Below are 25,154 nucleotides of genomic sequence, written 5' to 3' on the forward strand. Positions count from 1 at the left end.
GCCAAGGCGTGTGCATAGCTAATGCTAGAAGTGAGGAATAGCCTTCCATCGGCCTTTCCCTTTGCTTTCTTAAATCGAACTATTCCTAAACAGATTTCCTACGTCTTTTCGGTAAGTGCGAAATAAAAGCTAATGCATCTGCGGTTCGGGATTTCTCCCCGATACCGCTACAAAGATAGAGAAAATATTTTAATCCTGCAAGTTTTTCGCAAATAAAATGCTAAAAAACATAGACACAAGTCTGTTTCAGTAATTAGTTTATGTTAGAAAACCACAAAAAACTGGCTCACCAGTAATCCCTGATCAAGGATTTAATGGTGAGCCAGATTTGCTGCTGTACATTCTCAGTCTCTTTTGCTTTCCATCCTGTCGATAAACGTATTGTAGACCAGAGGATAGGCCTCTACTGGCGAAAACGTTATCTCGGGTCGGAGGAGCATCGTTGTATCATCCAAGAATTCTGGGTCTTGTATTTTCTCCTCCATATTGTTCACGAACTGCTTGTATGAGGGAGCCTTATCCACCACAAACTCCATATACTTCTTGTAACACAACATCACTTTGTCTACATCCACATCACGCTGGGTTAGCGCACAATGAAGGTCAAACAGGTCGCGCCCCTTCTTTCGCTGATAAAGCGCACGCAGTTTGGTACCAAGCAACTCCTCGAAGTGGTAGGTTGTCAGTTCTGCAGAACCAGTAAACCACGAATTCTCAATACTGAAAGGAACCTTCGCCAGCCCAAGTACATTGAAATGCTCAAAGCAGTTGATTTCCACCTTCAGGCGTATCTGCACCACTGGAGCTATTTCCGATTCCACCCTAAACAGCATCGTATTATTGTAACGCTTCTGCTTGGTCACCCTGTCGGGCAACCAACTAAGCACTTCTCCCAATCGATACATGATGGGCTTAATGGGACCAGGATTAATCTGCACCAGATCGATGTCCTCACTATAACGGGGCTGCGGCGCCAAATATAGCTTATGTAGGGCTGTACCTCCACGAAATGCTAGTTGCGAGGCAAGAAACTCATCGCTGAAAATGCTTATCAGCGCACGACAGATAATGAGGTCTTGCTCCACCATATAAGGCTCAGTCCAAGGAGCCTTCTCCTTCCACTCTTGGATAAAATACTCTGGTATCATATTTCGTCAGTCTCTATTTCTTGATTGATAATCACCTTCCATCTACTGTCAATGGTCATCACGTCTGTTTGGGGCTTCGACTGCTTCAGACGGATTTTTCTGAACAGCTTTCCATGCTTTTGCGCAAGCATCAGCAAACTACATGCCAACTCATGCTCTTCTATCAAATCGAGCAGGTAGCCTAAGCGTTGAATGACGGGGACATTGAAGAAATCAAGAAGTTCTAAGCTTGATTCATCGAAATGTAAGTTCTCTGCAAGTTCTATCAACACCTCTGCCACACGGCTCAGTCCACCCACCTTCTCCTCATTAAGCACCAAGTCGAGCGCCGTCAGCTCTGGTGAAGAAACATTCATGAAACCCATCTGAGTCTTTACCTGCTTCACGTAGGCCATCGGTAGCGGATTGCGAAGCGTGAAATCAAGCCTTACACCATTTTTGATTCCAGAACGGATAGGCGCTCCATTGACTGTCACCTGAAACGCCATAGTTCGCTGATGACCTGCACCGTTCAGCGCAGCAGCCGACAACAGAGAGACGTAATAATCCCTACCGAGATGCTTCATCAGTCTGTCAATATAGAAAGATGGTGGCAGCTCGCCCCTCAGCCGATACTCAGTAGGCACCGCCACATAGAAATTCTGCCAAGGAGAGATTATCATACCCTTCTTGACCAACCTCGATAAAGCCGTCTTCAGACTATCCTCAGTCTGTGACAGTCCTTGAGCCAGCACATCTTCCTTCGTAATGATATACTTTCCTCGTATCATTTGCTGGTCAATCAAATGCTGTAAACTATCTGTTTGCATGACAATAGACTATCAAAAATAAACACTTTTTGTTTACATTCGCTTTTCGACTGCAAATATATATATTATTCTGTCAATAGCCAAGGTTTTTGCTGATTATTTGCTGTTTTCCAATTCCCCATCTTTGCATAGGCTGAGGATAGAATCATATCACTCGACCGCAAACAAGTATAATTATACACAAAATACTGTATAAATACGAATAAATGCAGAAAAAGGATGTTTAAATAGGAAAAATATTCAGAAATATTTGGCTGTTTCAGCAGAAAGTCTTACTTTTGCAGTCAGAATAACAACAAAAAACAACAATGAAAGTACGTTTCTCAACATCGTGGTGGCGCTGCTCAAGATTCTAATAAGTCGTGAGTCGCTGTACCTGTGTAGAGAAGTTAATAAAAACACGAAAGGGTCTGCCGTTCTTACGACAGGCCCTTTTAAAGTACAGGTCGATGGAAAGACCAACAACGAAGTACTGGTGCGATTAAAGGACAACAACGAACAGGTCCAATTAAAGACCAACAAAAATTGACACTAAAAATATAAAACATAAACAACAAACAATTAAAAACCCAACGGTTATGAAACAGAAAAAGTTTATTCTCCAGGAGAATGAGATTCCCACACAGTGGTACAACATCCAGGCTGACATGCCTAACAAGCCCCTACCACCACTTAATCCTCAGACAAAGGAGCCACTGACGGTTGACGACCTCGCCCACATCTTCCCACGCGAATGCTGCGTGCAGGAACTTGATACAGAGCATGCATGGATTGACATTCCAGAGGATGTGCTGGAGAAATACAAGTACTATCGCTCTACCCCACTCGTGCGCGCTTACGCCCTGGAAGAGGCTTTGGGCACACCTGCTCACATCTACTTCAAGAACGAGAGCACGAACCCGCTCGGCTCACACAAGATTAACTCTGCTCTTCCACAATGCTACTATGCCAAGCAGGAGGGAACGACAAACGTTACTACTGAGACGGGTGCAGGACAATGGGGCGCAGCTCTTTCTTACGCTGCCAAAATCTACGGTCTCGACGCTGCCGTTTATCAGGTGAAGATAACCATGCAGCAGAAGCCCTATCGCAGCAGCATCATGCGCACCTTCGGCGCTGTTGTAGAAGGCTCTCCCTCGATGTCAACACGCGCTGGCAAGGACATCCTGACACGAGACCCGAACCACACTGGTTCGCTTGGCACAGCCATCTCTGAGGCTGTGGAGCTGGCCACCACTACACCTAACTGTAAATACACGCTGGGCTCAGTGCTCAACCACGTAGCCATCCACCAGAGCATCATAGGTCTGGAGGCTGAGAAGCAGATGGAGATGGCAGGCGAATATCCTGATATGGTCATAGCATGCTTCGGCGGTGGTTCAAACTTCGGCGGCATAGCATTCCCCTTCATGCGCCACAACCTTAAGGACGGTAAGAAGACGGAGTTCATAGCAGCCGAGCCCGACAGCTGTCCTAAGCTGACACGAGGCAAGTTCCAGTATGACTTCGGCGACGAGGCTGGCTACACCCCTCTGCTGCCAATGTACACGCTGGGGCACAACTTCAAGCCTTCAAACATCCACGCTGGCGGTCTGCGCTACCACGGTGCAGGCATGATAGTGTCGCAGCTCATAAAAGACGGATACATGCATGGTGTGGACATCCCACAGCTTGAGACCTTCGAGGCTGGTATGCTCTTCGCTCGCACAGAGGGCATCATTCCTGCTCCAGAGAGCTGTCACGCCATTGCTGCCACCATTCGCGAGGCAAAGAAGTGCAAGGAGACTGGCGAAGAGAAGGTGATACTGTTCAACCTCTCTGGTCACGGGCTCATAGACATGCCTTCATACGAGTCGTTCATCAAGGGCGACCTGCAGAACTACTCGCTCACCGACGACGTCATAGAGAAGAACGTGGCTGATCTGGAACAGATTATAAAATAAGAAGAAAAGATTTGTTACGACTCAACAGCCCGAATTACTGGTCAGGGTTCTCCACATAGCCCTGATATTCAGGAACAAGGGCAGACATCACTGAGTCGTAAGCCTGATTGAGGGTGGCGGAAATATTTTCGTCACCCTTTCCTATTGGATAGATGGGCTGATGAATGGTAAGCGTCAGCGGATGCCACTCCACGAAACGGAAGTCACGCATGCGAGGCATGACATTGAAAGAGCCGTTGATAGTCAGAGGAACGACTGGCAGCTGAAGCTCATCGGCAAGGGCGAAGGCACCACGACGGAAGAGTCCCATGTGGCCTGTAAACGTGCGCGCGCCCTCTGGGAACACGGTGAGGCTGATGCCCTCGGTAAGTGTATCGCGAGCCTTGTCATAGGTAGCCTTGATGGCTTTCGGTCCACGCTTATCAACAAATATCTGATGAGACTTCTCGCTGGCATAGCCTATGAGAGGCAGCTTGCGCAGCTGGTGCTTCATCATCCACTTGAAGTTACGATGCAGGAAGCCATAGATAAGGAATATATCAAAAGCGCCCTGATGGTTTGCCACGAAGACATAAGACTGGTCCTTCTCCAGATTCTCACGTCCCTCGACCTTTACAGGCAACAGGAACAGCTTAATTATTATCCATGACCACCAGCGACCAGGCACATAGCCCCAATAGTGGCCATTGCCAAGGGTACAGCCAACGGTGACGAACAGCACCACAAGGATGGTTGCCAACAGGAACAGAGGGAGAACAATAAGAATCTGATATAAACGATAAAGATATTTCATGTGGAATGATGGATTATGATGGGTTAATGGTTATTTCTTACGAAGTGTTATGACTACTATCTCTGGAGCACAGCCCAGACGGAAAGGCACTACGCCGCCTACGCCCTTAGTGACATAGAGGCAGCGCTCGCCAACACGGTAAAGGCCGTCGCAGTCGCGATTAAGGATACTCAGCGGACACCAGCCGAAGATTTCAAACTGCATGCCGTGGGTGTGGCCACTAAGCGTCAGCTGAGCGTGACACTCAGGCAGAATCTTGCGACGCCAAGCCGACGGGTCGTGCTCAAGCATTACTACAAATGACTGTCTGTCCAGTCCGCGAAGGGCCTTGTTTATGTCGCCCAACTGAGGGAAGCGTCCCTCGCCGTCGTTCTCCATGCCTGAGACGGTGATGGAAAAGCTGTCGCGCGTTATAGCCTCATGGAAGTTGTCAAGCATGCGCCACTTCATGTCGTACTCCTGTTCTCGCATGCGACGTTCCTGATAGTATTTCTCATCGCCAGAACCAGCGAAATACATGGAGTAGTCATGATTGCCCATGACGGTATATACACCGTCCTTTGCCTTCAGCGTGGCAAGCAGCTCCTTATAGGGGATGACCTCGTCAGGCAACTTATTCTTCAGGTCGCCAGTAAAAGCAATGAGGTCGGCCTTCTGGCCATTGATGCTATCCACTACCTCGCGGATGAGAGACTCAGGAGTGGTGCCCACATGGAGGTCGGAGAAATGAACTATGCGATAGCCGTCGAAGGCTTCAGGAAGGTCGCTGAACGCCAGCTCCACATGCTTCACCTCAAGACAGCGGTTGCCAATGAAAGAACCATAGAGCACAGCCAGCCAAAGCAGGGGTATGAGCACGAGAGATGTCTTGCGACCCTTCTCGCCAAACAGCGAACAGAACGAGAACACTATCTTCGGAGCTGTCACGAGACCCATCAAGAGAAGATAGAGGTTCAGCCACGTCATGTCCGTTGGCACGAAGTCTTCCTCCTGCGCAAACAATACCGTTGCCACCACGAATGCTATCGTGACAACGAACCATAGTCCCTGCATCCAGAAGGCTTTCTTGCGCAGATAGCGGTACCACAGATAGATGTCGGGCACCAGAATCAAAAGAAGGAATATTATGAATGAGTTTGCTATCATAGTCATGAAATAATTATGAAACACTATTGAAGATTGCCAGCTAGGAACCTTTTGGCCACCTCTACTGGCACAGCACGCCTGCGGGCATAGTCGCGAAGCTGGTCATCGCCTACCATGCCTATGGAGAAATAGCGTGCCGCAGGATGGGAAATCATCAGTCCTGACACACTCGCGTGGGGATGCATGGCTCCACTCTCCGTGAGGCGTATGCCAATCTGCTTCATGTCAAGCAGACGGTCAAGCTGGAAGTTCATGCTTGCATCGGGCAGCGAAGGATAGCCTACGGCAGGACGTATGCCCTGGAAACGCTCACAATGGAGCTCATCGATGGTAAGATGCTCGTCCTTGGCATAGCCCCAGTAGTGGGTCCTCACCTCTTCGTGCATGCGCTCGGCAGCAGCCTCAGCAAGGCGGTCGGCAAGCAACTGAGCCATCATCTTTGCGTATGGGTCACCATCGAAATCGGTCTCCATGCCTACATCTACGCTGGTAGCGAAAAGCCCCATGCGATCATGCTTCGGACTAATGAAGTCTGAGAGACACAGATAGTGGCTGTCGCTTGTCTGCTGGCGAAGCAGGACAAGTCGTTCGCCATCATCATCTATGACAATATCATCACCATCGGAATGCACATCGACAAGACGGAACAAAGCGTGGGCCTTGTAACGCGACGACACATCATGAAGGAACTCTTCTGCCTCGCGACGGATGACGGGATGCTGTGAGGCATCTTTCAACTGCCACGCATAGTAGAAGTAGCTCCAGTTGATATAGGGCTCAATGGTTGATATGTCGTAGTCGAGAATCATTAGAGGTGAGTGACTAGAGGTGAGAAGTGAGAGGTGAGAGGTAAGAGGTGAGAGGTTAGTTACCTAAATGCTACTGGCTGTCCGATATAACTTGCATCTACCTTGCCATTGTCATAGACGAGATGACCATTGCAGAGTGTTTTCTCCACGCGCCAATTGTATGTGTGACCTTCCATAGGACTCCACTTGCATTTGCTCTGGATAACATCGGTGGTCACCGTCCATGATGAGTTCGGACGAACAATAGCTATGTCTGCCTTATAGCCCTTACGCAGATAGCCACGCTCACGCACTTCGAAGATTTGTGCAGGGTTGTGTGCCATCAGCTCTACGAGGCGCTCAATGGTCAGCCATTCCTCGTCAACAAGCTCAAGCATGGTGACAAGAGAGAACTGAAGCATAGGCATGCCACTGGTGGCACGCGCAGCCCCACCCTGCTTCTGAGACAGAAGATGAGGAGCGTGGTCAGTAGCCACTACGCTTATTCTTCCATCGGTGAGACCATAGCGCAATGCTGCCTGGTCGCCCACGCTTTTTATTGAAGGATTGACTTTTATCTTTGCCCCCAGGCGCTCATAATCCACCTGAGAGAAGAACAGGTGGCCAATGGTAGCCTCAGCCGTAATGGTGTGCAGGCAGTTGGCAGGAATAAGCTCCAGTTCGGCAGCAGTAGAGATGTGTGCTATATGAAGACGCGCCTGATGTCTGATGGCAAGCTCAATGGCTTTCATAGTAGATTTCAGACATGCCTCCTCGCTGCGTATGAGCGAATGAAACTCCACCATCGGGTCGTCGGTATGGAAGCGCTGCTTGAACTCCTCCATGTTACGGTTTATTATGGCCGTATCTTCGCAATGTACCATGATGGGCAGCTCAGCTGAAGAGAAGATGCGGTCAAGGGCTTCGTCACGATCAACGAGCATATTTCCTGTGCTGGAGCCCATGAAAAGTTTTATGCCTGGCACGAGGTGAGGGTCAAGAGATGGGAACAGCTCCACATTATCGTTGGTAGCGCCAAAGAAGAAAGAGTAGTTCACGTGGCTCTTCGTTGCTGCCAGCTTATGCTTCTCGCTAAGTGCCTCAAGGGTTGTGGTCTGCGGCGAGGTGTTAGGCATGTCGAAATAGGTGGTGACGCCACCTGCTGCTGCAGCACGGCTCTCACTGTCAATATCGGCTTTCTCAGTAAGTCCAGGCTCACGGAAATGAACATGGTCGTCAATGATGCCTGGAAGAACATAGCATCCAGAAGCGTCAATAACCTCCTCGGCATCGCCTTGTGGAGATGGAGAGGAGGTTATTGCTGAAGAAGAAACGCCGTCTTCAATTATATCACTTATACGTTCACCATCGATGACGATAGTGCCTCGAAACGCCCTACCCTCATTGACGATGGTACCGCCTTTAATAATAGTTCTCATTTATTCGCCATTAAGGATTTTCCGAATCACCGAGTCGGAAGGCTCTGACTCTGCCGGTACTGCAGGTGCACCACCTATGCCGCCCTGCATCTTCGACTGAATCTCATTGGCAGTCTTGTAGTATTCCCTCACATACTCATCGTTCTTGAAAGCATCGGATGCCTGACTCATGATATGCTCTATCTGTGGAGTAAGGACGGGATATTCCAATCCTGCCGTGAGCATCATGAACACTCCAGGGCCAAGGACATTGTTGCTGTTGCGGATTATGAAGTTCGTGACGAGCGTATCCTCTTCCATAGCTATCTGCTCTGCCTCAACAGAGAGTGTGGCTGCTATCTCGTTCTCGTCAATACCATCGAGCAACATCTGACTCTCACGGTGTCCAAGCTCGTTCATGCGATTGTTCAGCTGGTTGTGCAGTTCAAGGAACGAATAGAGCAGCTCGTTGAGAGGAGTACCACTGACACGCTGCGATGAATCGCCAATCTTCACGACAATCTCACCCTTCTCAAGGACTATTGGCATCATCAGCGGACGCTCATCCATGAATAGGTTGACAAAACGTGTTGTATCAAGAGTTCCTGTGAAATGGAACTTACCATGCACCACTTCGCAAGAATCAATATTCTCTACCTTCTTGTTCTTCACCGCCTTCAGATAGAGCTTGCTGCCATCGAGTGAAGAAACAGATGACGAGCCTTGTATGTTATATGATTCTGCACATGATGCAAGACACATCACAAATGCCATGAAATAAAGCAGTCTAACCATATAGAGTCTTTAATATAATCCAATCTAACGCAATTGCAAAAGTACTACGATATATCGAAGTAGAAAAAAAAATTTGCGCAATTTAAAACAACTGCGCAAACTTTTATAGTTTTTTTCCAATTTTCCTTACTTCAACTCATGGTCAATACGGTGAATGGCATAGAGTTGGATGATGGCTGCAAGCAGCAGGGTGGCTACCCACTTATTATATATATATTGTACGTACGCGATATGGGGCAGTCCAAAGAAGTTACCCTTCGAGGCAAACATCAGTACCGCCGTAATCAGGAACAGGAAGTCACTAAGAAGCAGTATGCGACGCAGACGGCGAACGGTTATGCTTGGTCCGTCGTAGCGCTGAATCATCTGCATTGACGTAAAGACTATTGCACCAATGGCATAGACGTATGGAGCCCATGAGAACAGAAGCACGCACAGGCCTGCTCCAACAACCATCACTATGCCACCCAAGGCATAGGCTATTGCCTGCCACTTATTTAGCTGTTTCATTCTTCACAGGTTTTGGTTCCGGACTAACTTCCTCCTCACCCTCGTCGCTAAGCACGAAGATGTCTTCATCGTCAGCCTTCATGAAATAGCGCTCACGAGCTATCTTCTCTATCGCCTTCGGGTCTTCCTGAAGCTTACGTATCTGCTCCTTGTTCTTTGCGTTAATCTCCTCGTACTTGACAATCTCTTCACGGAGCTCGCCTATGCGATTAACATTATTGAAATGGCTCAGCACGCTGTTCTCATCCAAGAAACCCACTATGAGGATGCCAAGCACACACACCACCACGTATTTGAAATACCATAGTTGGATTATGTTCAATAATACCTCTTTCAGTTTTTTCATCATCTTATTCTTTCATTCTTTCGTTTCGTCCTTGTCTATGCCAACTCGAGGTCGAACATCTCTTTAAGCTTAGCCACAGACGGATTTGCCTTTTCCATTTCCTCGAACTGCTCTCTTCGAGTGAGGATACGCTCTTGTTTCTCACGTTCTGCCACACGCAACGTCAGCGTGATACCGCTATTGTGAAGATACATGCGCAGAGTGGATTGAATACTGCCAAGAATCGTCTCCACCTCAGTCTTAATGATTTCGTTGGGAACCACGAGTTCCAAAGCCGGCAGTTCCAGTATCACCGGATTCATGTTCTTCATGCGAGCCGCTATACCACTATATTTCTGCGGCATGCGATTACACATGGACATCCATTGCAGTTCCAGATCATCCTGAGTGAACGTGGCAGATTCCTGACTGTTAACAGTCTCAACTCCTTGCGTGCCTGGCAATATGTTCATCTTAGGATTAGCCTGGCGACGAAGGTTCGACCATGACATGCCAAGTTGCGAAACCTTCAACGCAGGTCTGCCATTAGGACGAGGAGTCTGAGCGGTCTGAGAGTTCTGATTATTCAGAGGATTCTGAGGATTCTGAGTATTCTGAGCACTCAGATTACTCTGAACACTCTGAGCACTCCTTGACTCATGCTTCTCAGCCGCAGCCACCTGTGGAGCCGCTTTCACCTGGGGCTGAGATCGCTGAATCAGTTGCTTAAACAGGGATTTTAGCCTTCTGGGCTTACGCCCACTGCCAGCCCCCTCGCCGGGCTGAGTGATCTGTGCCACCTCGATGAGTGTCAGCTCCACGAGCAGACGCTTGTTCGATGACTGACGATAGTTTATGTCACACTGGTTCATCACGCGCAGAGCCTCGTAAAGGAACGTCAGTGGCGCACGCTGTGCCTGCTGCTGATAGCGTTCACGAGCCTGTTCGCTCACTTCGAGCAGTGGCAGCGTCTGTGGGTCTTTTGCCATCATGACATTACGCACATGTTTTGCCAAGCCCTGAACGAGCAGTCCGCCATCGAAGCCGTTGTTGATGACAGTGTTAAGCAACACCATCATATCAGAGACCTTGTTCTCAAGAGCGAGGTCAACCATTCGGAAATAGTTCTCGGAGTCGAGCACGTTAAGGTCTTCAATAACCTTCTGATAGGTTATGTTTCCCTGACAGAACGATGCAGCCTGGTCAAATATCGAGAGTGCATCGCGCATGCCGCCATCGGCTTTCTCAGCTATCACGGCAAGTGCTTCCTCCTCATATTTTATTCCTTCCTTATCGGCCACTGACTTTAGGTGAGCAATGGTGTTCTGCACCGTCATACGCTCAAAGTCATAAATCTGACAACGGCTGAGGATGGTAGGAAGAATCTTATGCTTCTCTGTCGTAGCAAGGATAAATAATACATGTGCAGGTGGCTCCTCAAGCGTCTTTAGGAAGGCATTGAAGGCTGCCGTAGAAAGCATGTGGACCTCGTCAATGATAAACACCTTATACTTACCCAACTGAGGCGGGATGCGTGTCTGCTCCATGAGCGTCTTTATGTGCTCCACGGAGTTGTTTGACGCAGCATCAAGCTCAAAGATGTTCAGCGAGCGCTGCTCGTTGAACGACTGACAGCTCTCGCACTCGTTACAAGCCTCACCGTCAGCCGTTGGGTTCTGACAGTTTATGGCTTTTGCAAAGATACGTGCACAAGTGGTCTTTCCCACGCCTCGCGGTCCGCAGAACAGGTAGGCATGAGCCAGCTTTCCGCTCTTCACCGCGTTCTTAAGCGTAGTGGTCAGAGCTGCCTGACCAACCACCGTGTCGAACGACATCGGACGGTATTTTCGCGCCGATACTATATATTCCATTTATATCTAAATATTACAATCTTTTATTTACTATAGCCTGAACACCCACTTAAAGCATCAATTAGAAAAAAAGAGAAGTTTAATGGGTATGCCTATCAGGGCTATCACTCCACCAATTATCGCAAACACGACGAAACATAAGAAAATCTTTTCCCCAAAAGTGAGGGGTCCTGTTTCCTTCTCAACTCCATTTTGATCACACAGTTTATCGATAAACTCTTTTGCCTCTTCAAGGCTCACGCCTGTTTGGTCTCTGTAGTATTTTACAGCCTTAAGTATGCGATGTTCTAAAACGAGCCGTGTGCACTCGAAGTAAACGATTTTCTCTTTAGGGTTCTCGCCTGGATGGATAACCATTGCCTTTTTATTTCTTAGCGTCCAACAACTGCTTAATACGCTTAACCTCTTTCTCAGTAACAGGAAGCACAGTACCGTGACGAGGAGTGAACATACCCTTGGTCTCTGTCTGATGCTTCAGTTTGAAGTTCGACAGGTCGCTGGTCTCACAGAACTGGTAGTAGCCAGAGCCGTAGCAGTCATACATGAGTATCCACTTCTCGGGTTTCTTGCACTTGCCTTTCTTGCTGATGAGAGGCCACACACCAGCACCCTCTACAGCAACCTTTGTCTGCTGCAGTTTTCCGCTTGGCTGACTCCACTGCGAACCGGCTGGCTGACCAGGAGCAGGAGTAAGCGTCTTTGCAGTCACCTTGCAGATGCCGCCCTCGCCCTCGTTCTTATAGAACGCATGATAGAGCTTGTCCTTATGGCTATATACTATATCCATGTCGATGGTAGCAGAGCCACGGTCATAGAAATAGATTGGCTCACCCTCAAGGTCGGTGAAGTCTTTGTTTGCATAGCAGTAGAACACCTTGTCGTAAGGTATCGTACCGTCGTTTGTCAGGAGTGAGAAATAAACGAGATACTTCTTTGCCTGTGGATCCCATATAACCTCTGGTGCCCATACGCGAGTGACGTTGGCAAAGTTTGTGCCCTTATATTTCTCAGGGAAGTGAACGGTAGAATGCTGCCAGTTCACGAGGTCCTTTGAACGCATGAGCACCATGCCACGGTTGCTTGCCCATCCTTCTGCACAGCGCATATCAGTGTTCACCATATAGAACCATCCGTCGTTGCCACGCAGTATATGGGGATCGCGCACACCCTTCTTCAGAGCTATGGTGTCGGCACTGACAACCATCTTGCCATCGTTCATGGGAACGAAATCGAAAGGAGTGTCCTTGTCAGACAAAGCGTAGTATATGTTCTCATTGTCATTTGATGGGAAATAGACAAACAAATACTTTGAGAACTTCTTTGCGTTAATAGCAACAGGACACAGGGCCATCATTACAGCCACTATGAGGAAAAACTTTGACTTCATCATTCGCTTTATTGTATTTTTAATTATTGTCGATATAGATATATTCTCTTAACCCGCAAGTGACGCTGTGCGCACGCGGCTAAGCGTCTCGGGTGTCATCTGCAGATAGCTCGCGATGTAAACTAGTGGAGCACGGAGCACCAGCTGTGGAGCACTCTTCATCAGCTTCTGATAGCGATCCTGTGCGCTCTCAAAGCGCAGCATGTCGGCACGCTGCTGACTGATGATGAGCGACTCCTCGAGTATCTTACGGTAGAGTATCTGTATGTTCACGCTACGCATGGCTACCGCCTCAAGTTCTGACTTTGGCAGAACATAGACCAGCGTTGGCTCCAGAGCCTGTATAATCTGAACGGAGGGCTGCTCCCTGAACAGGCTCTCAATACTCATAACGATAGTGTTCTCGGCCGCCATATACTCTGTGACCTCCTTTTTGTTCTTGAAGTAATACTGTCTTACAAGGCCCTTGACAACCCAATAAATATTTGAGCATGTCTGGCCTTCAGCCAGCATTATCTCGCCCTTGGCGTACTTCTTTGGCACGAGCACGCTTTCAAGGATATCGAGCTCATCATGAGTCATCGTACTATACCGGCGAGCCAGCTCGCGAGCGACATCTCTCTTTGTTAAACTTAGGTTTGCCATAATTTTGATTCTTTTTTTTGTTTGGCTTAGTGGTTAGTGTAATGATTGATATATTAATCGAGTTTCAGTACTGCGAGGAAAGCTTTCTGCGGAACTTCCACATTTCCTATCTGTTTCATTCGCTTCTTACCTCGCTTCTGTTTTTCAAGCAGTTTACGTTTACGGCTCACGTCACCGCCATAACATTTAGCAAGCACATCCTTTCGCACCTGCTTCACTGTCTCACGGGCAATGATCTTTGCGCCAATGGCGGCCTGAATGGCAATATCGAACTGCTGACGTGGTATGAGTTCCTTAAGCTTCTCGCACATGCGACGTCCGAAAGCCACAGCATTGTCCTGATGGGTCAGCGTTGACAGCGCATCGACAGGTTCGCCGTTAAGCAGTATATCAAGCTTTATGAGTTTCGAAGGACGGAACGAATCGACATAGTAGTCGAACGAAGCGTAGCCCTTAGAGATACTCTTCAGCTTGTCATAGAAGTCAATGACAATCTCGCCCAAAGGCAACATGAAATGCAGTTCCACACGGTTGCCGCTCACATACTGCTGGTCAATAAGCTCACCACGCTTGTCAAGACACAGCGTCATAATAGGACCGATGAACTCAGCAGAAGTAATTATCGAGGCCTTGATATATGGTTCCTCGATATGGTCTATCATCACCTGTTCAGGCATTCCCGAAGGGTTATGCACCTCTTTCACCTCGCCCTGCTTCGTGTAGCACATATAGGTAACGTTTGGCACTGTCGTGATGACATCCATGTCAAACTCACGGTCCAGACGCTCCTGCACAATCTCCATGTGGAGCAGTCCGAGGAAGCCACAACGGAAACCGAATCCCAGCGCTATTGATGTCTCAGGCATGAAGGTCAGCGAGGCATCGTTAAGCTGTAGCTTCTCGAGAGAAGCACGCAGGTTCTCATAGTCTGTAGGATCAATGGGATATACGCCGGCGAACACCATCGGCTTCACTTCCTGGAAGCCCTCGATAGCCTTGTCGCAAGGACGAGCCACATGAGTAATGGTGTCACCCACCTTTACTTCCTTAGAATCTTTGATGCCGCTGATGATATAGCCCACATCACCTGTATGCAACTCCTTGCGTGGTATCATGTCCATCTTCAGCACGCCCACCTCATCGGCTTCATATTCCATTCCGGTGTTAAAGAACTTCACCTTGTCACCCTTGGCAATAGTACCGTTCAGCACCTTGAAATAGGCAATGATGCCACGGAACGAGTTGAACACCGAGTCGAAGATAAGCGCCTGAAGCGGTGCCTTCTCGTCGCCCACAGGATGTGGTATGCGCTCAACGACAGCGTCGAGTATCTCGTCAACGCCCTCACCTGTCTTGCCCGAGGCACGAATTATCTCTGACGGGTCACAGCCTATGAGGTCAACAATCTCGTCTTCCACCTCATCGGGCATTGCCGAAGGCATGTCAATCTTGTTTATGACAGGAATAATCTCCAGGTTATGGTCAATAGCCATATACAGGTTGGAGATTGTCTGTGCCTGAACGCCCTGTGTGGCATCAACAACGAGAAGAGCGCCCTCGCATGCGGCGATAGAACGGCTCACCTCGTAGGAGAAGTCCACGTGGCCCGGAGTGTCAATAAGATTCAGGATATATTTCTCACCATCCTTCACATACTCCATCTGGATGGCGTGGCTTTTAATGGTTATACCTCTTTCGCGCTCAAGATCCATGTCGTCAAGCATCTGTCCCTCAGTCACTTGGATGGTCTTTGTACGTTCAAGGAGACGATCGGCAAGTGTTGACTTTCCGTGGTCTATATGCGCTATTATACAGAAATTTCTAATATGATTCATTTGTGTAGCCTACTTTATGTTGCAAAAATACAAAAAAATCATCAATCGCATATCATTTTAGCTTTTTTTATGTACATTTGCATCCAAAAACAAGCAAACGATGAAGAAATTAACTACGTTACTGTTCATGGCGATGCTCCTCGTTTCCTGTCAGGAGTCACTTGAAGATCAGGCAGAGCGCGCCTTAAAAGACTATACTGAAAAGAACTGTCCGAAGTATGAAGCTGAGACTGTAATACTTGACAGTTGCCGTTTTGAGCGCGACACAAAGACCATGCACTATTTCTATACCCTAATAGGAATCATGGACACTGTAAGCGTAAAGGACCAGCAAGACAAGATTCACGATTTGTTATTGGAAGAGTTGCGCAACTCTACATTAACTCGTGATTACAAGAAAGCAGGTTTTTCCTTCAAATACAGTTATTATTCGCAAAAGCAGCATGGACTTCTTCTAAGCGAGACCACTCTCACAAAAGAAGACTATCAATAAAACAAGAGAGCGTGTTCTTCGATTGAAAAACACGCTCTCTTTTTTATAATTCTTTCCGAGATTACTCTTCTGGCTTCATGTTTGTGTAAACAGTCTGCACATCATCGAAGTCCTCGAGCTTCTCAATCATCTTGTCGATGGTCTCGCGCTGTTCAGCTGTAACGTCCTTCAGGTCGTTAGGGATGCGAGTAAACTCAGCACCTGTTACCTCGAATCCGTTCTCCTCGAGATGCTTCTGAATGGCAGAGAACGATGAAGGCTCACCATAGATTGTGATGCTGTTCTCCTCCTCATCCTCGTCGTACTCATCCTCTACACCGTAGTCAATCAGGTCGAGAATCATCTCGTCCATGTCAAGACCGTCCTTCTTCTTGAATGTGAACACAGCCTTGTGGTCGAAGAGGAACGACAGTGAGCCCTGTGTACCAAGGTTACCATTGAACTTATTGAACACCGAGCGAACATCACCCACGGTACGTGTGGTGTTGTCGGTAAGTGTCTCAACGAAGATAGCCACTCCGTGGGGGCCATATCCCTCGTATGTCACTTCCTTGTAGTCACTCTGGTCCTTACCCATAGCGTTCTTGATAGCACGCTCGATGTTATCCTTCGGCATGTTCTCACGCTTTGCATTGGCGATGATAGCGCGTAGTGCAGGGTTGTTCTCAGGCTCTGGACCGCCTGCCTTTACAGCAATAGCGATCTGCTTGCCAATCTTGGTAAACGTCTTGGCCATGTGGCCCCATCTCTTAAGCTTCGTAGCTTTACGATATTCAAATGCTCTTCCCATAAGCCTACCCCCAACCCCTCCCCAAAGGAGGGGTGTCTATATACACCTGGGGTCCCCTTAATTAAATTTGTTTATACTTATTGTTATTTTATATTGTTTCTCTTTTTTCCCATCCCACGAGTCTAATTATACTCCCCTCCCTTGGGGAGGGGTTGGGGTGGGCTTATCTCAACTCAGCGCCAAGCTGTTTCTTCAGGTTCGCAATGAGCTTCTGCATGATTGCGTCAATCTGCTTGTCGTTCATTGTCTTCTCGGTATCCTGAAGGATGAAGTTCACTGCATACGACTTCTTGCCAGCAGGCAGTTTGTCGCCCTCATAGACATCGAACAGTTCAACGCTCTTCAGCAGTTTCTTCTCAGTCTGGCGGGCAATCTGCTCCACCTGTGCGAACTCTATGTTCTTGTCTATCAGCAATGCGAGGTCACGGCTCACGGCAGGATGCTTAGACACCTCGGTGAAGGTCACCTCGTTCTTCTTTGTAGCCTTCATCAGCTGCGACCAGTTCAGCTCTGCGAAATAGACAGGCTGGTTGAGGTCGAACTTCTTCAGGAGCTTCTTCGACAGCACGCCCATCTCAATGAGCTTCTTGCCACCGCGGTTCTCGATAACGATGCCAGCAGAGAAGTTCTCGTTCTCCGACTTCTTTGTCACCATCAAACCGGGCTTCATGCCAATGCGGCTCAGGATATTCTGAACAAATGCCGACAGCTCGAAGTAGCTTGAGTCCTCATTAGGATGTGCCCAAGAGCCCTCTACACGCTTACCAGTGATCCACAGTCCGAGGTAGTTCTCCTCCTTGTAAGCCTGCATCGGGTTCTCATCGTTCTGCTTCTCAGGATCGAAGAAATAGCAGTTGCCGAACTCGAAGAAGCGGAGGTTCTGAGCCTTGCGCTTCACGTTGTGCTCAACGCTCTCAAGGCCGCCATACAACAGGGTCTGGCGCATAACGTTGAGGTCACTGCTGAGGGGGTTCATAATACGGACTAAGGTGCTAGCCGCACTAGTCTCACTAGTTTTACTAGTTCCCTCATAATATGCGGCCTTTGTCAGCGAGTTGTTAAGTATCTCGTTGAAGCCTGCACCCACGAGCTGTTCTGACACGAGGTTCTGCAGCTTGTGCTTGCGGTCTTCATCACCTTTTATCACGAGCGAAGACTTCAGCTGTGTAGGAATCTCCACATTATTATATCCATATATGCGAAGGATGTCCTCAACGACATCGCATGGACGGGTCACGTCAACGCGATAACCTGGAATCTCAAGGAGCAATCCCTCAGCACTCTCGCTGAGAATCTTCATTTCCAGCGACTCGCAGATGCTCTTTATCTTCTCTACAGGAATATCCTTGCCCACGAGCGAGTGAACATAGCTGTACTTCAGGTCAACACGTGCGTTCTCCATCTTCTCGGGATAAACGTCTTTGATTTCCATTGACACCTTACCGCCAGCCAACTCCTTACAGAGCATTGCAGCATATTTCAAGGCCTCAACGGTTCCATTGGGATCTACGCCACGCTCGAAGCGGAACGATGCATCGGTAGAAAGGCCGTGGCGACGTGCCGACTTACGAATCCATGTTGGGTGGAAGTATGCGCTCTCAAGCACTACATTGCGTGTTGTCTCGTATGTGCCGCTACCCTTACCGCCGAACACGCCTGCAATACACATTGGCTCCTCAGCGTTGCAGATAGCGAGGTCGCGATCGCTCAGCTTGTGCTCCTCACCATCGAGTGTCTGGAAAGGTGTGCCCTCAGGCATGGTCTTCACAACAATCTTGTGACCCTTCACCATGTCAGCGTCGAAGCAGTGCAATGGCTGACCGAGAGCCATCATTACATAGTTCGTGATATCAACGATATTGTTTATAGGACGCAGACCAATGGTTGTCAGCTTGTTCTTCAGCCACTCTGGCGACTCCTTCACGTCACAGTCGGTGATGCTCACACAGGCGTAGCGCTTGCAAGCCTCTGTATTCTCTATCACCACCTCAACGGGGAGGTCGTGATTGTCGACGACGAAATCATCAACCACGGGACGGTGAAGGGCTGTCTCGTAGCCGTTCGATTTCAGCCAAGCATAGAGATCGCGTGCCACCCCCCAGTGCGACAGACCGTCAGCACGGTTGGCAGTGATGTCCACCTCAATGAGCCAGTCGCTCTCCAGATGATAGTATTCTGCGGCAGGAGTACCTACCACGGCATCCTCGGGAAGCACGATAATTCCGTCGTGCGATGTGCCGATGCCAATCTCGTCCTCAGCACAGATCATACCATTTGACTCTACGCCGCGAAGCTTTGACTTCTTAATGACAAATTCCTGGTCGCCGTCATAGAGCACACAGCCCAGGTCAGCAACGATAACCTTCTGACCAGCAGCCACGTTTGGTGCTCCGCAGACTATCTGCGAAGGCTCTCCATGTCCTAAATCTACTGTTGTAACATGCAGGTGGTCGCTGTTTGGATGGGTCTCGCAAGTAAGCACCTTGCCTACATAGAGTCCCTTCAGACCACCACGGATTGTTTGAACTTCTTCCAGAGCGTCAACTTCCAGACCTGTCGATGTTATTGCGTCACATACCTGCTGCGGTGTAAGGTCGAAATCAACGTACTCTTTCAGCCACTTATAAGAAATGTTCATTCCTAAAAACTTTATTAAATTCGAATTTGGGCGCAAAATTACAAAAAAAACGCTAAACAACAATCATTCTTATTAAATAATTTGTACCTTTGCGGAGTATAATCCTACAAGACAATAAGACTAAACAAACCTCAACACTCATTATGTACATTTCACAGCTATTACTTATCGGCGGATTGGGACTGCCTGAGATTGTAGTCATTGCCATCATCGTACTGCTGCTTTTCGGAGGCAAGAAGATTCCCGAACTTATGAGCGGCCTCGGCAAAGGCGTTAAGAGTTTCAAGGACGGCATGAAAGGAATCGACGACACAGAAAAGAGCGAAGAGAAGGAATGACTGACGAACTGCAACAGACCGCCACGTTTTGGGAGCATCTCGACGAGCTGCGCTCTTGCATCATCCGTTCACTTGCTGTAGTGGCGGTTGCTGCCATTGCCGCTTTTTGCCTGAAAGATGAGCTGTTTGCCATAGTACTGGCACCTCACACGAGCGACTTCGTTACCTATCGTCTCATGGGCATTGAGCCGTTCGTCATCCAGCTTATGAACATCGGACTCACCGAGCAGTTCATGACTCACATGCGCGTGGCTCTCTACACAGGTCTGCTCGTGGCATCGCCCTACGTGCTCTATCAGCTGTTCGGCTTCATAGCACCAGGTCTTTACCGGCAGGAGCGGAAGGCCGCCGTATGGATTACAGCATCGGCCTACGTGATGTTCATCCTCGGCACCCTCATCGACTATTTCATCATCTTTCCCTTGACAGTACGTTTCCTTGGCACCTATCAGGTGAGCGCCGACGTGGCCAACATGCTCACGCTTCAGAGCTATATCGACACGCTCATAGGCATGAGCTTCATCATGGGCATCGTCTTCGAACTACCTGTCGTCTGTGCCATCCTCGGACGTCTCGGCATCATCAACCGCGGTCTCATGAAGCGTTTCCGCCGCCATGCCATCGTAACCATTCTGATAGCTTCGGCCATCATCACTCCCACCACCGATGCCTTCACGCTTTTCATCGTGGCATTGCCCATCTGGATGCTCTATGAAGTGAGCATCCTACTTGTAAGAAAATAAACAACTAAACAATACTTTATGCTTAGAACAATCAGAATCGTGTTTGCAACGGTATTCCTTGTCGGACTATCATTGCTTTTCCTCGACTTCACAGGCACTGCCCACCATTGGTTCGGGTGGATGGCGAAAGCCCAGGCACTGGAAGCCATACTTGCGCTTAACTTTGCTGCAGTGGCCTTCCTTGTGGTGCTGACACTCATCTGCGGACGCATCTACTGTTCCGTCATCTGTCCGTTAGGCATCCTTCAGGATCTCTTCGGATGGTTTGGCAAGAAGGCGAAGAAGAACCATTACACCTATTCTTCCGAGAAGAAATGGCTGCGCTACCCAGTGTTCATTGCCTTCGTCGTGTCTTTATTAGCTGGCATCAGCGTAGTGTTCGACCTGCTGGCGCCCTACTCTGCCTTCGGACGCATCATGACGATGCTCTTCCAACCACTATGGAAGATGGGCAACAACGTCCTTGCATCTATAGCCGAGCGCTATGATAGCTATGCGTTCTATTCCGTAGATGTATGGATGAAATCGCTGCCTGTGCTCATCATAGCAGCCCTCACCCTCACGCTGCTTGTTGTTCTTGCATGGCGCAACGGACGCACCTATTGTAACACTATCTGTCCAGTAGGCACGCTGCTAAGCTTCCTGAGCCGTTTCTCTTTCCTGAAGATTCACTTCGACACAGAGAAATGCCGCAACTGCTCACTCTGCACAAAGAACTGTAAGGCAGCATGCATAGATTTCAAGAACCACAGCATTGACTACTCGCGCTGCGTGGTCTGCGGCGACTGCATCAGCAGTTGTAATTTTGGAGCGCTACGCTATGACTTTTCTCGTCTGCATAATCTGAATTCTCAGAACACTCAGAACGACCAGTCCTCCACCGACAAATCTCGCCGTTCTTTCCTTCTGTCTTCAGCCCTGCTCGCCTCTACGGCAGCCATAGCTCAGAAGGACAAGATCTTCGACGGAGGATATACCGACCTTGAGGACAAGGTGGCGCCTGAGCGTCAGACACCGCTCACGCCTCCAGGCTCGCTGTCGGCACAGAACCTGGCGCAGCACTGCACAGGCTGTCAGCTCTGTGTATCAGAGTGTCCTAACGACGTGCTCCGTCCATCCACCGACCTCATGCACCTCATGCAGCCCGTGATGAGCTACGAGCGCGGCTATTGCCGTCCTGAGTGTCATCGCTGCTCAGAGGTATGTCCAGCAGGAGCCATCAAGCCTATCGACCTCGACGAGAAGTCGAGCATCCAGATTGGTCATGCCGTTTGGATTAAGAAGAACTGTGTGCCCATCACCGATGGCGTAGAGTGTGGCAACTGCGCCCGCCACTGTCCGTCGGGAGCCATTGAGATGGTGCCACTCGACGAGAACGACGAGGAGTCGCCCTACGTTCCCGCTGTCAACGAAGCGGCCTGCATAGGCTGCGGTACCTGCGAGTACGTTTGTCCGGCACGTCCATTCTCAGCCATCTACGTGGAAGGCCACGAAGTTCATTCTCACCTCTAACCTCTTACCTCTCACCTCTATGAAACAAGACAACATATCACGCCGATCGTTCCTGAAAATTTTCGGAGCAGGAACAGCAGCCTCGCTGATAGCTGCATGTACAGGCAAGGACAAGGCGGCACAGCAGGCCGTTGACGAATACAAGCAACAGGTGGAGCCACCCGTAGGCCAGATGACCTATCGCAAGAACCTCAAAGGCGAAGAAGTGTCACTTCTTGGCTATGGCATGATGCGCCTGCCTACCAAGGTTGACAACGACCAGGAGTTCGACCAGGACATGATAAACCGTCAGGTTGACTATGCCATTGAGCACGGTGTTAACTATTTCGACACGTCGCCCGTCTATTGTCAGGGCAAGTCAGAGGCATGCACAGGCATTGCCCTCAGTCGTCATAAGCGCAGCGAGTATTTCGTTGCCACGAAGCTGTCCAACTTCCACCCATCGACCCATAGCCGCGAGGCGAGCATTGCCATGTACAAGAACTCGCTGAAGCAGTTGCAGGTTGATTATATCGACTACTATCTGCTTCATGCCATTGGTGGCGGCATCGATGAGTTCAACGCCCGCTATGTTGACAACGGACTCATGGACTTCCTCGTGAAAGAGCGCGAGGCAGGCCGCATACGCAACCTCGGGTTCTCGTTCCATGGCTATAAGAATGTGTTCGACCAGGTGCTTGCCATGCACGACCTCTACCACTGGGACTTCGTGCAGATAGAGCTCAACTACCTTGACTGGAACTTCGCCAACGAGATTAACTCGCGCAATGTCGATGCCAGCTACCTCTATGCTGAGCTGCAGAAGGTTGGCATACCAGCTGTCATCATGGAGCCGCTGCTTGGCGGACGCCTTGCGAAGCTGCCCCAGTACATAGTCAACGACCTAAAGCGGCGCGACCCTGAGCGCTCTGTCGCATCATGGGCTTTCCGCTATGCCGGCACTCCCGAAGGCGTGCTTACCGTTCTCAGCGGCATGACCTACATGGAGCACCTGAAGGACAACCTTCTCAGTTACTGTCCGCTGAAGCCTCTCAACGATACCGAGATGGACTATCTGCACACCGATATTGCCAACAAGATCTTTGGTCTTGAGAACATACCCTGCAACGACTGCAAATATTGCATGCCATGTCCTTACGGTGTTGACATCCCTGGTATCTTCGTTCATTACAACAAGTGCAAGAACGAAGGTCTCCTGCCACAGGCCGTTGGCGACCCCGACTATCGCCAGCATCGTCGCAACTTCCTCATCAGCCTTGACCGCACGGTGCCACGCAATCGTCAGGCCGACCACTGCATAGGCTGTGGCCAGTGTGAACCTCATTGCCCTCAAAAGATTCGTATTCCCCGCGAGCTGCATAAGCTCGACCAGATGATTGAGGATTTAAAGCGGAATCCTACGCCAGACCCATCGAGGGAGGCATGACCAGAGTGCCGTCAGCAGGCGGTATTTCCAGTCTATAACTACAACGTGGCGCCGATGTTCTATAGCTTTGAGAATGTCGAGCGCCACTTTTTTCGGCTTCAGCATCATGGGATAGTGGAAGTCGCCGTCAAGCAGGGCTGTGTCCACAAAACCTGGGCGTATATCAGTAAACCTTATCTTCAGTCCACGCTGGCGAGCCTGCTGCTCCAGCGCCTGTAGATAAACGTTCTGCATGGCTTTCGTTGCCGAGTATGATGGTGCCGGTCCCAGCCCTTTCGTTCCTGCTATCGACGATATGGCAGCAATATGTCCTCCACCCTGCTCTGCAAAATAGCGATAAGCCTCACCAATCATCCTTGTGAAGCCCATGCCGTTAGTCTCAACAGTACGCAGCTCTATGTCCTCCTTCAGCTCGCGGTTCTGCTTGCCTATACCCGAGGCATGGAAATAAAGATCCATGCCGCCGAGGCGTCCTATCAGCTCGCGTAGTCGTTGGGCAGCGTCCTGTGCAGTAACATCTATGGCGCTCACCACCACCCTGTCGCCATAGGCATCCTTCAGTTCCATAAGCCTGTCCTCGCGACGCGCTGCCACACCGACTGTGTAGCCACGCTCCAGCAACAACAGAGCCACTTCGCGGCCTATGCCCGACGAGGCACCTACCACTACAGCCCTTTTATCATTTCCTGTTCCCATTCCTCACGCATCAATTCGTCAATAAGCTGTTCTGCCAACTGTTCCACCAGGTCTGCCGGCACAGCAAACCTTATGTCGCTGCTATGCGGATTTATCTCCTGAAGGAAGTGTGGCACCTCTTTCTTATACACCTCTTTCATGCGCTGGTTGTCAGCATCCTTTCCTGAACACGAGAAAGTGATGTTTGCCACACGGTCGCAGAGCTTCATGAACGGTGCGTAGGGCGTGCTCCTTATACCGGCATAGTACTTCTCTCCTGCCCGCTCGTCGCGAGTGCGTCCCTTGTCGTTTGTCAGCGCATAGACTATCTCCGTTGCCATCAGCGCCTGATCGGTGTCCATAAATGTTCGTGCCACCTTCATCACATCGTTATATGTCAGGCGTGCGTCCTCAATGCTGTCATGATAGTAGGCTCCAAACATCATCGGCACCACGTCCTCTTCCCGTGCACACACCAGGTGTCCAAAGGCACGAGCCTCCTCAGCCACCATATCGAGATGATAGCCATAGGGCAGGTCCTTACCATACTTCTGGTTCACGCTGTCGTGCAGCTCGTGTGCCGACGTTCTTATCCGTTCTATTGTCTCAGCCCACCGTTCCAGTGCTGCTTGAAAATCATTTTTCTCCATCATGGCAGCAAAATTAATCATTGTTTGTCAATAAACCAAATTTTCGAAAAAAATATGTAACGTCAATCGCTACTAGCGGGACGCAAAAAGAAACAAAAAAGGGTTTTTGTTTTGTATTGTTCTCGCTTATTCGTACCTTTGGCTCCCCCAAACAGATAGTCATGGCTGAACAATCCCTGAAGAAACAACTGAAAGTGCTCACCATACCAGTGTTTATCGAGATGGCACTGGTTATGCTGCTGCGTGCTGTGGACACCGTGATGCTGAGTCGCTACAGCGACAACAGCGTGGCGGCGGTGGGACTGGACAACCAGTGGAGCATCGCCGTGGGACTGAGCTATGTCATCGGCATTCCGCTTGGCTATGGACTTGTGGGCATGTGGATAGGTTTCGCCCTCGACGAGAACATACGCGGCATCATCCTCATGCGCCGCTGGCGCTCAGGGAAATGGCGCAACAAAGGATTCGTGAAATAA

The 25,154-nt window shown here is 49.4% G+C and carries 25 protein-coding genes; 7 read left to right on the forward strand and 18 right to left on the reverse strand.

Annotated features, from left to right (window positions below; genetic code table 11):
• Window positions 1-344: 344 nt before the first annotated feature.
• Entirely contained in the window at window positions 345-1,148 is an 804-nt protein-coding gene (locus M1L52_RS00415) for a nucleotidyl transferase AbiEii/AbiGii toxin family protein (protein ID WP_410896760.1), read from the reverse strand.
• Complete coding sequence (locus tag M1L52_RS00420; RefSeq protein WP_248612863.1) at window positions 1,145-1,918, reverse strand: type IV toxin-antitoxin system AbiEi family antitoxin; 774 nt, start codon at window positions 1,916-1,918, stop codon at window positions 1,145-1,147. The genes M1L52_RS00415 and M1L52_RS00420 overlap by 4 nt, the downstream gene beginning before the upstream one ends.
• A gap of 617 nt (window positions 1,919-2,535) precedes the next feature.
• Between M1L52_RS00420 and M1L52_RS00425 the strand changes: the two genes are divergently transcribed.
• The gene (locus tag M1L52_RS00425; RefSeq protein ID WP_248612864.1) at window positions 2,536-3,900 is read left to right on the forward strand and encodes a TrpB-like pyridoxal phosphate-dependent enzyme; all 1,365 of its coding nucleotides are present in this window, start codon (window positions 2,536-2,538) and stop codon (window positions 3,898-3,900) included.
• A 34-nt stretch (window positions 3,901-3,934) separates the two neighbouring features.
• Here M1L52_RS00425 and M1L52_RS00430 read toward each other — a convergent pair whose 3' ends face one another.
• From M1L52_RS00430 to lepA, 12 genes are all read right to left on the reverse strand, one after another.
• Window positions 3,935-4,693 carry a lysophospholipid acyltransferase family protein gene (locus M1L52_RS00430; protein ID WP_248612865.1) on the reverse strand — a complete coding sequence of 253 codons (759 nt, stop codon included), beginning with the start codon at window positions 4,691-4,693 and terminating at the stop codon, window positions 3,935-3,937.
• A 30-nt stretch (window positions 4,694-4,723) separates the two neighbouring features.
• Window positions 4,724-5,839, reverse strand: coding sequence for a metallophosphoesterase (locus M1L52_RS00435; protein ID WP_248612866.1), 1,116 nt, complete (start codon window positions 5,837-5,839; stop codon window positions 4,724-4,726).
• A 23-nt stretch (window positions 5,840-5,862) separates the two neighbouring features.
• Window positions 5,863-6,648: a vitamin B12 dependent-methionine synthase activation domain-containing protein gene (locus M1L52_RS00440; RefSeq protein ID WP_248612867.1), complete on the reverse strand. Its 786-nt coding sequence runs from the start codon at window positions 6,646-6,648 to the stop codon at window positions 5,863-5,865.
• 59 nt (window positions 6,649-6,707) lie between these two features.
• Complete coding sequence (locus M1L52_RS00445) at window positions 6,708-8,066, reverse strand: dihydroorotase (protein WP_248612868.1); 1,359 nt, start codon at window positions 8,064-8,066, stop codon at window positions 6,708-6,710.
• Complete coding sequence (locus tag M1L52_RS00450; RefSeq protein ID WP_248612869.1) at window positions 8,067-8,840, reverse strand: DUF4369 domain-containing protein; 774 nt, start codon at window positions 8,838-8,840, stop codon at window positions 8,067-8,069.
• A 126-nt stretch (window positions 8,841-8,966) separates the two neighbouring features.
• Window positions 8,967-9,350 (reverse strand): hypothetical protein, encoded by a 384-nt coding sequence (locus M1L52_RS00455; protein WP_248612870.1) that lies wholly within the window; start codon window positions 9,348-9,350, stop codon window positions 8,967-8,969.
• Complete coding sequence (locus M1L52_RS00460; protein ID WP_410896772.1) at window positions 9,334-9,696, reverse strand: FtsB family cell division protein; 363 nt, start codon at window positions 9,694-9,696, stop codon at window positions 9,334-9,336. The genes M1L52_RS00455 and M1L52_RS00460 overlap by 17 nt, the downstream gene beginning before the upstream one ends.
• A gap of 35 nt (window positions 9,697-9,731) precedes the next feature.
• Window positions 9,732-11,546, reverse strand: a complete 1,815-nt coding sequence (locus tag M1L52_RS00465) for a DNA polymerase III subunit gamma/tau (RefSeq protein WP_248612872.1) — start codon at window positions 11,544-11,546, stop codon at window positions 9,732-9,734.
• Between the two features lie 57 nt (window positions 11,547-11,603).
• Window positions 11,604-11,903: a hypothetical protein gene (locus tag M1L52_RS00470; RefSeq protein WP_248612873.1), complete on the reverse strand. Its 300-nt coding sequence runs from the start codon at window positions 11,901-11,903 to the stop codon at window positions 11,604-11,606.
• A 7-nt stretch (window positions 11,904-11,910) separates the two neighbouring features.
• Window positions 11,911-12,936 carry a glycoside hydrolase family 43 protein gene (locus tag M1L52_RS00475; RefSeq protein ID WP_248612874.1) on the reverse strand — a complete coding sequence of 342 codons (1,026 nt, stop codon included), beginning with the start codon at window positions 12,934-12,936 and terminating at the stop codon, window positions 11,911-11,913.
• Between the two features lie 45 nt (window positions 12,937-12,981).
• Complete coding sequence (locus tag M1L52_RS00480) at window positions 12,982-13,578, reverse strand: Crp/Fnr family transcriptional regulator (protein WP_248612875.1); 597 nt, start codon at window positions 13,576-13,578, stop codon at window positions 12,982-12,984.
• Window positions 13,579-13,631: 53 nt separating this feature from the next.
• On the reverse strand, window positions 13,632-15,413 hold the full coding sequence (gene lepA / locus M1L52_RS00485) for a translation elongation factor 4 (protein WP_248612876.1): 1,782 nt from the start codon (window positions 15,411-15,413) through the stop codon (window positions 13,632-13,634).
• A 100-nt stretch (window positions 15,414-15,513) separates the two neighbouring features.
• Here lepA and M1L52_RS00490 point away from each other — a divergent pair, with 100 nt between their 5' ends.
• On the forward strand, window positions 15,514-15,906 hold the full coding sequence (locus M1L52_RS00490) for a hypothetical protein (RefSeq protein ID WP_248612877.1): 393 nt from the start codon (window positions 15,514-15,516) through the stop codon (window positions 15,904-15,906).
• Window positions 15,907-15,967: 61 nt separating this feature from the next.
• Here the strand turns inward: M1L52_RS00490 and M1L52_RS00495 are convergent, their stop codons facing one another.
• The gene (locus tag M1L52_RS00495; RefSeq protein ID WP_248612878.1) at window positions 15,968-16,696 is read right to left on the reverse strand and encodes a YebC/PmpR family DNA-binding transcriptional regulator; all 729 of its coding nucleotides are present in this window, start codon (window positions 16,694-16,696) and stop codon (window positions 15,968-15,970) included.
• A 163-nt stretch (window positions 16,697-16,859) separates the two neighbouring features.
• Window positions 16,860-19,334 (reverse strand): phenylalanine--tRNA ligase subunit beta, encoded by a 2,475-nt coding sequence (gene pheT / locus M1L52_RS00500; RefSeq protein WP_248612879.1) that lies wholly within the window; start codon window positions 19,332-19,334, stop codon window positions 16,860-16,862.
• Between the two features lie 149 nt (window positions 19,335-19,483).
• Here pheT and M1L52_RS00505 point away from each other — a divergent pair, with 149 nt between their 5' ends.
• From M1L52_RS00505 to M1L52_RS00520, 4 genes are read left to right on the forward strand one after another with little or no spacing between them, the layout of a single operon-like run.
• Entirely contained in the window at window positions 19,484-19,672 is a 189-nt protein-coding gene (locus tag M1L52_RS00505; protein ID WP_248614546.1) for a twin-arginine translocase TatA/TatE family subunit, read from the forward strand.
• Window positions 19,669-20,415: a twin-arginine translocase subunit TatC gene (gene tatC / locus M1L52_RS00510; protein ID WP_248612880.1), complete on the forward strand. Its 747-nt coding sequence runs from the start codon at window positions 19,669-19,671 to the stop codon at window positions 20,413-20,415. Before M1L52_RS00505 ends, tatC begins: the two co-directional genes overlap by 4 nt.
• 18 nt (window positions 20,416-20,433) lie before the next feature.
• Entirely contained in the window at window positions 20,434-21,927 is a 1,494-nt protein-coding gene (locus tag M1L52_RS00515) for a 4Fe-4S binding protein (RefSeq protein ID WP_248612881.1), read from the forward strand.
• Window positions 21,928-21,946: 19 nt separating this feature from the next.
• Window positions 21,947-23,353 (forward strand): aldo/keto reductase, encoded by a 1,407-nt coding sequence (locus M1L52_RS00520; RefSeq protein WP_248612882.1) that lies wholly within the window; start codon window positions 21,947-21,949, stop codon window positions 23,351-23,353.
• Here M1L52_RS00520 and M1L52_RS00525 read toward each other — a convergent pair.
• Window positions 23,312-24,049, reverse strand: coding sequence for an SDR family NAD(P)-dependent oxidoreductase (locus M1L52_RS00525; RefSeq protein WP_248612883.1), 738 nt, complete (start codon window positions 24,047-24,049; stop codon window positions 23,312-23,314). The genes M1L52_RS00520 and M1L52_RS00525 overlap by 42 nt on opposite strands.
• Window positions 24,019-24,699 (reverse strand): hypothetical protein, encoded by a 681-nt coding sequence (locus tag M1L52_RS00530; RefSeq protein WP_248612884.1) that lies wholly within the window; start codon window positions 24,697-24,699, stop codon window positions 24,019-24,021. Before M1L52_RS00530 ends, M1L52_RS00525 begins: the two co-directional genes overlap by 31 nt.
• Window positions 24,700-24,839: 140 nt before the next feature.
• Here M1L52_RS00530 and M1L52_RS16510 point away from each other — a divergent pair, with 140 nt between their 5' ends.
• Window positions 24,840-25,154, forward strand: a complete 315-nt coding sequence (locus M1L52_RS16510; protein ID WP_410896761.1) for an MATE family efflux transporter — start codon at window positions 24,840-24,842, stop codon at window positions 25,152-25,154.

This window comes from Prevotella sp. E13-27, from assembly GCF_023217965.1.
Lineage (GTDB): Bacteria > Bacteroidota > Bacteroidia > Bacteroidales > Bacteroidaceae > Prevotella.

Bases quoted from the DNA above. Each gene is read 5' to 3' on its own strand.
- M1L52_RS00415 (WP_410896760.1), bottom strand. From the start codon at position 1,148: ATGATACCAGAGTATTTTATCCAAGAGTGGAAGGAGAAGGCTCCTTGG.
- M1L52_RS00420 (WP_248612863.1), bottom strand. From the start codon at position 1,918: ATGATACGAGGAAAGTATATCATTACGAAGGAAGATGTGCTGGCTCAA.
- M1L52_RS00425 (WP_248612864.1), top strand. From the start codon at position 2,536: ATGAAACAGAAAAAGTTTATTCTCCAGGAGAATGAGATTCCCACACAG.
- M1L52_RS00430 (WP_248612865.1), bottom strand. From the start codon at position 4,693: ATGAAATATCTTTATCGTTTATATCAGATTCTTATTGTTCTCCCTCTG.
- M1L52_RS00435 (WP_248612866.1), bottom strand. From the start codon at position 5,839: ATGATAGCAAACTCATTCATAATATTCCTTCTTTTGATTCTGGTGCCC.
- M1L52_RS00440 (WP_248612867.1), bottom strand. From the start codon at position 6,648: ATGATTCTCGACTACGACATATCAACCATTGAGCCCTATATCAACTGG.
- M1L52_RS00445 (WP_248612868.1), bottom strand. From the start codon at position 8,066: ATGAGAACTATTATTAAAGGCGGTACCATCGTCAATGAGGGTAGGGCG.
- M1L52_RS00450 (WP_248612869.1), bottom strand. From the start codon at position 8,840: ATGGTTAGACTGCTTTATTTCATGGCATTTGTGATGTGTCTTGCATCA.
- M1L52_RS00455 (WP_248612870.1), bottom strand. From the start codon at position 9,350: ATGAAACAGCTAAATAAGTGGCAGGCAATAGCCTATGCCTTGGGTGGC.
- M1L52_RS00460 (WP_410896772.1), bottom strand. From the start codon at position 9,696: ATGAAAAAACTGAAAGAGGTATTATTGAACATAATCCAACTATGGTAT.
- M1L52_RS00465 (WP_248612872.1), bottom strand. From the start codon at position 11,546: ATGGAATATATAGTATCGGCGCGAAAATACCGTCCGATGTCGTTCGAC.
- M1L52_RS00470 (WP_248612873.1), bottom strand. From the start codon at position 11,903: ATGGTTATCCATCCAGGCGAGAACCCTAAAGAGAAAATCGTTTACTTC.
- M1L52_RS00475 (WP_248612874.1), bottom strand. From the start codon at position 12,936: ATGATGAAGTCAAAGTTTTTCCTCATAGTGGCTGTAATGATGGCCCTG.
- M1L52_RS00480 (WP_248612875.1), bottom strand. From the start codon at position 13,578: ATGGCAAACCTAAGTTTAACAAAGAGAGATGTCGCTCGCGAGCTGGCT.
- lepA (WP_248612876.1), bottom strand. From the start codon at position 15,413: ATGAATCATATTAGAAATTTCTGTATAATAGCGCATATAGACCACGGA.
- M1L52_RS00490 (WP_248612877.1), top strand. From the start codon at position 15,514: ATGAAGAAATTAACTACGTTACTGTTCATGGCGATGCTCCTCGTTTCC.
- M1L52_RS00495 (WP_248612878.1), bottom strand. From the start codon at position 16,696: ATGGGAAGAGCATTTGAATATCGTAAAGCTACGAAGCTTAAGAGATGG.
- pheT (WP_248612879.1), bottom strand. From the start codon at position 19,334: ATGAACATTTCTTATAAGTGGCTGAAAGAGTACGTTGATTTCGACCTT.
- tatC (WP_248612880.1), top strand. From the start codon at position 19,669: ATGACTGACGAACTGCAACAGACCGCCACGTTTTGGGAGCATCTCGAC.
- M1L52_RS00515 (WP_248612881.1), top strand. From the start codon at position 20,434: ATGCTTAGAACAATCAGAATCGTGTTTGCAACGGTATTCCTTGTCGGA.
- M1L52_RS00520 (WP_248612882.1), top strand. From the start codon at position 21,947: ATGAAACAAGACAACATATCACGCCGATCGTTCCTGAAAATTTTCGGA.
- M1L52_RS00525 (WP_248612883.1), bottom strand. From the start codon at position 24,049: ATGGGAACAGGAAATGATAAAAGGGCTGTAGTGGTAGGTGCCTCGTCG.
- M1L52_RS00530 (WP_248612884.1), bottom strand. From the start codon at position 24,699: ATGATTAATTTTGCTGCCATGATGGAGAAAAATGATTTTCAAGCAGCA.
- M1L52_RS16510 (WP_410896761.1), top strand. From the start codon at position 24,840: ATGGCTGAACAATCCCTGAAGAAACAACTGAAAGTGCTCACCATACCA.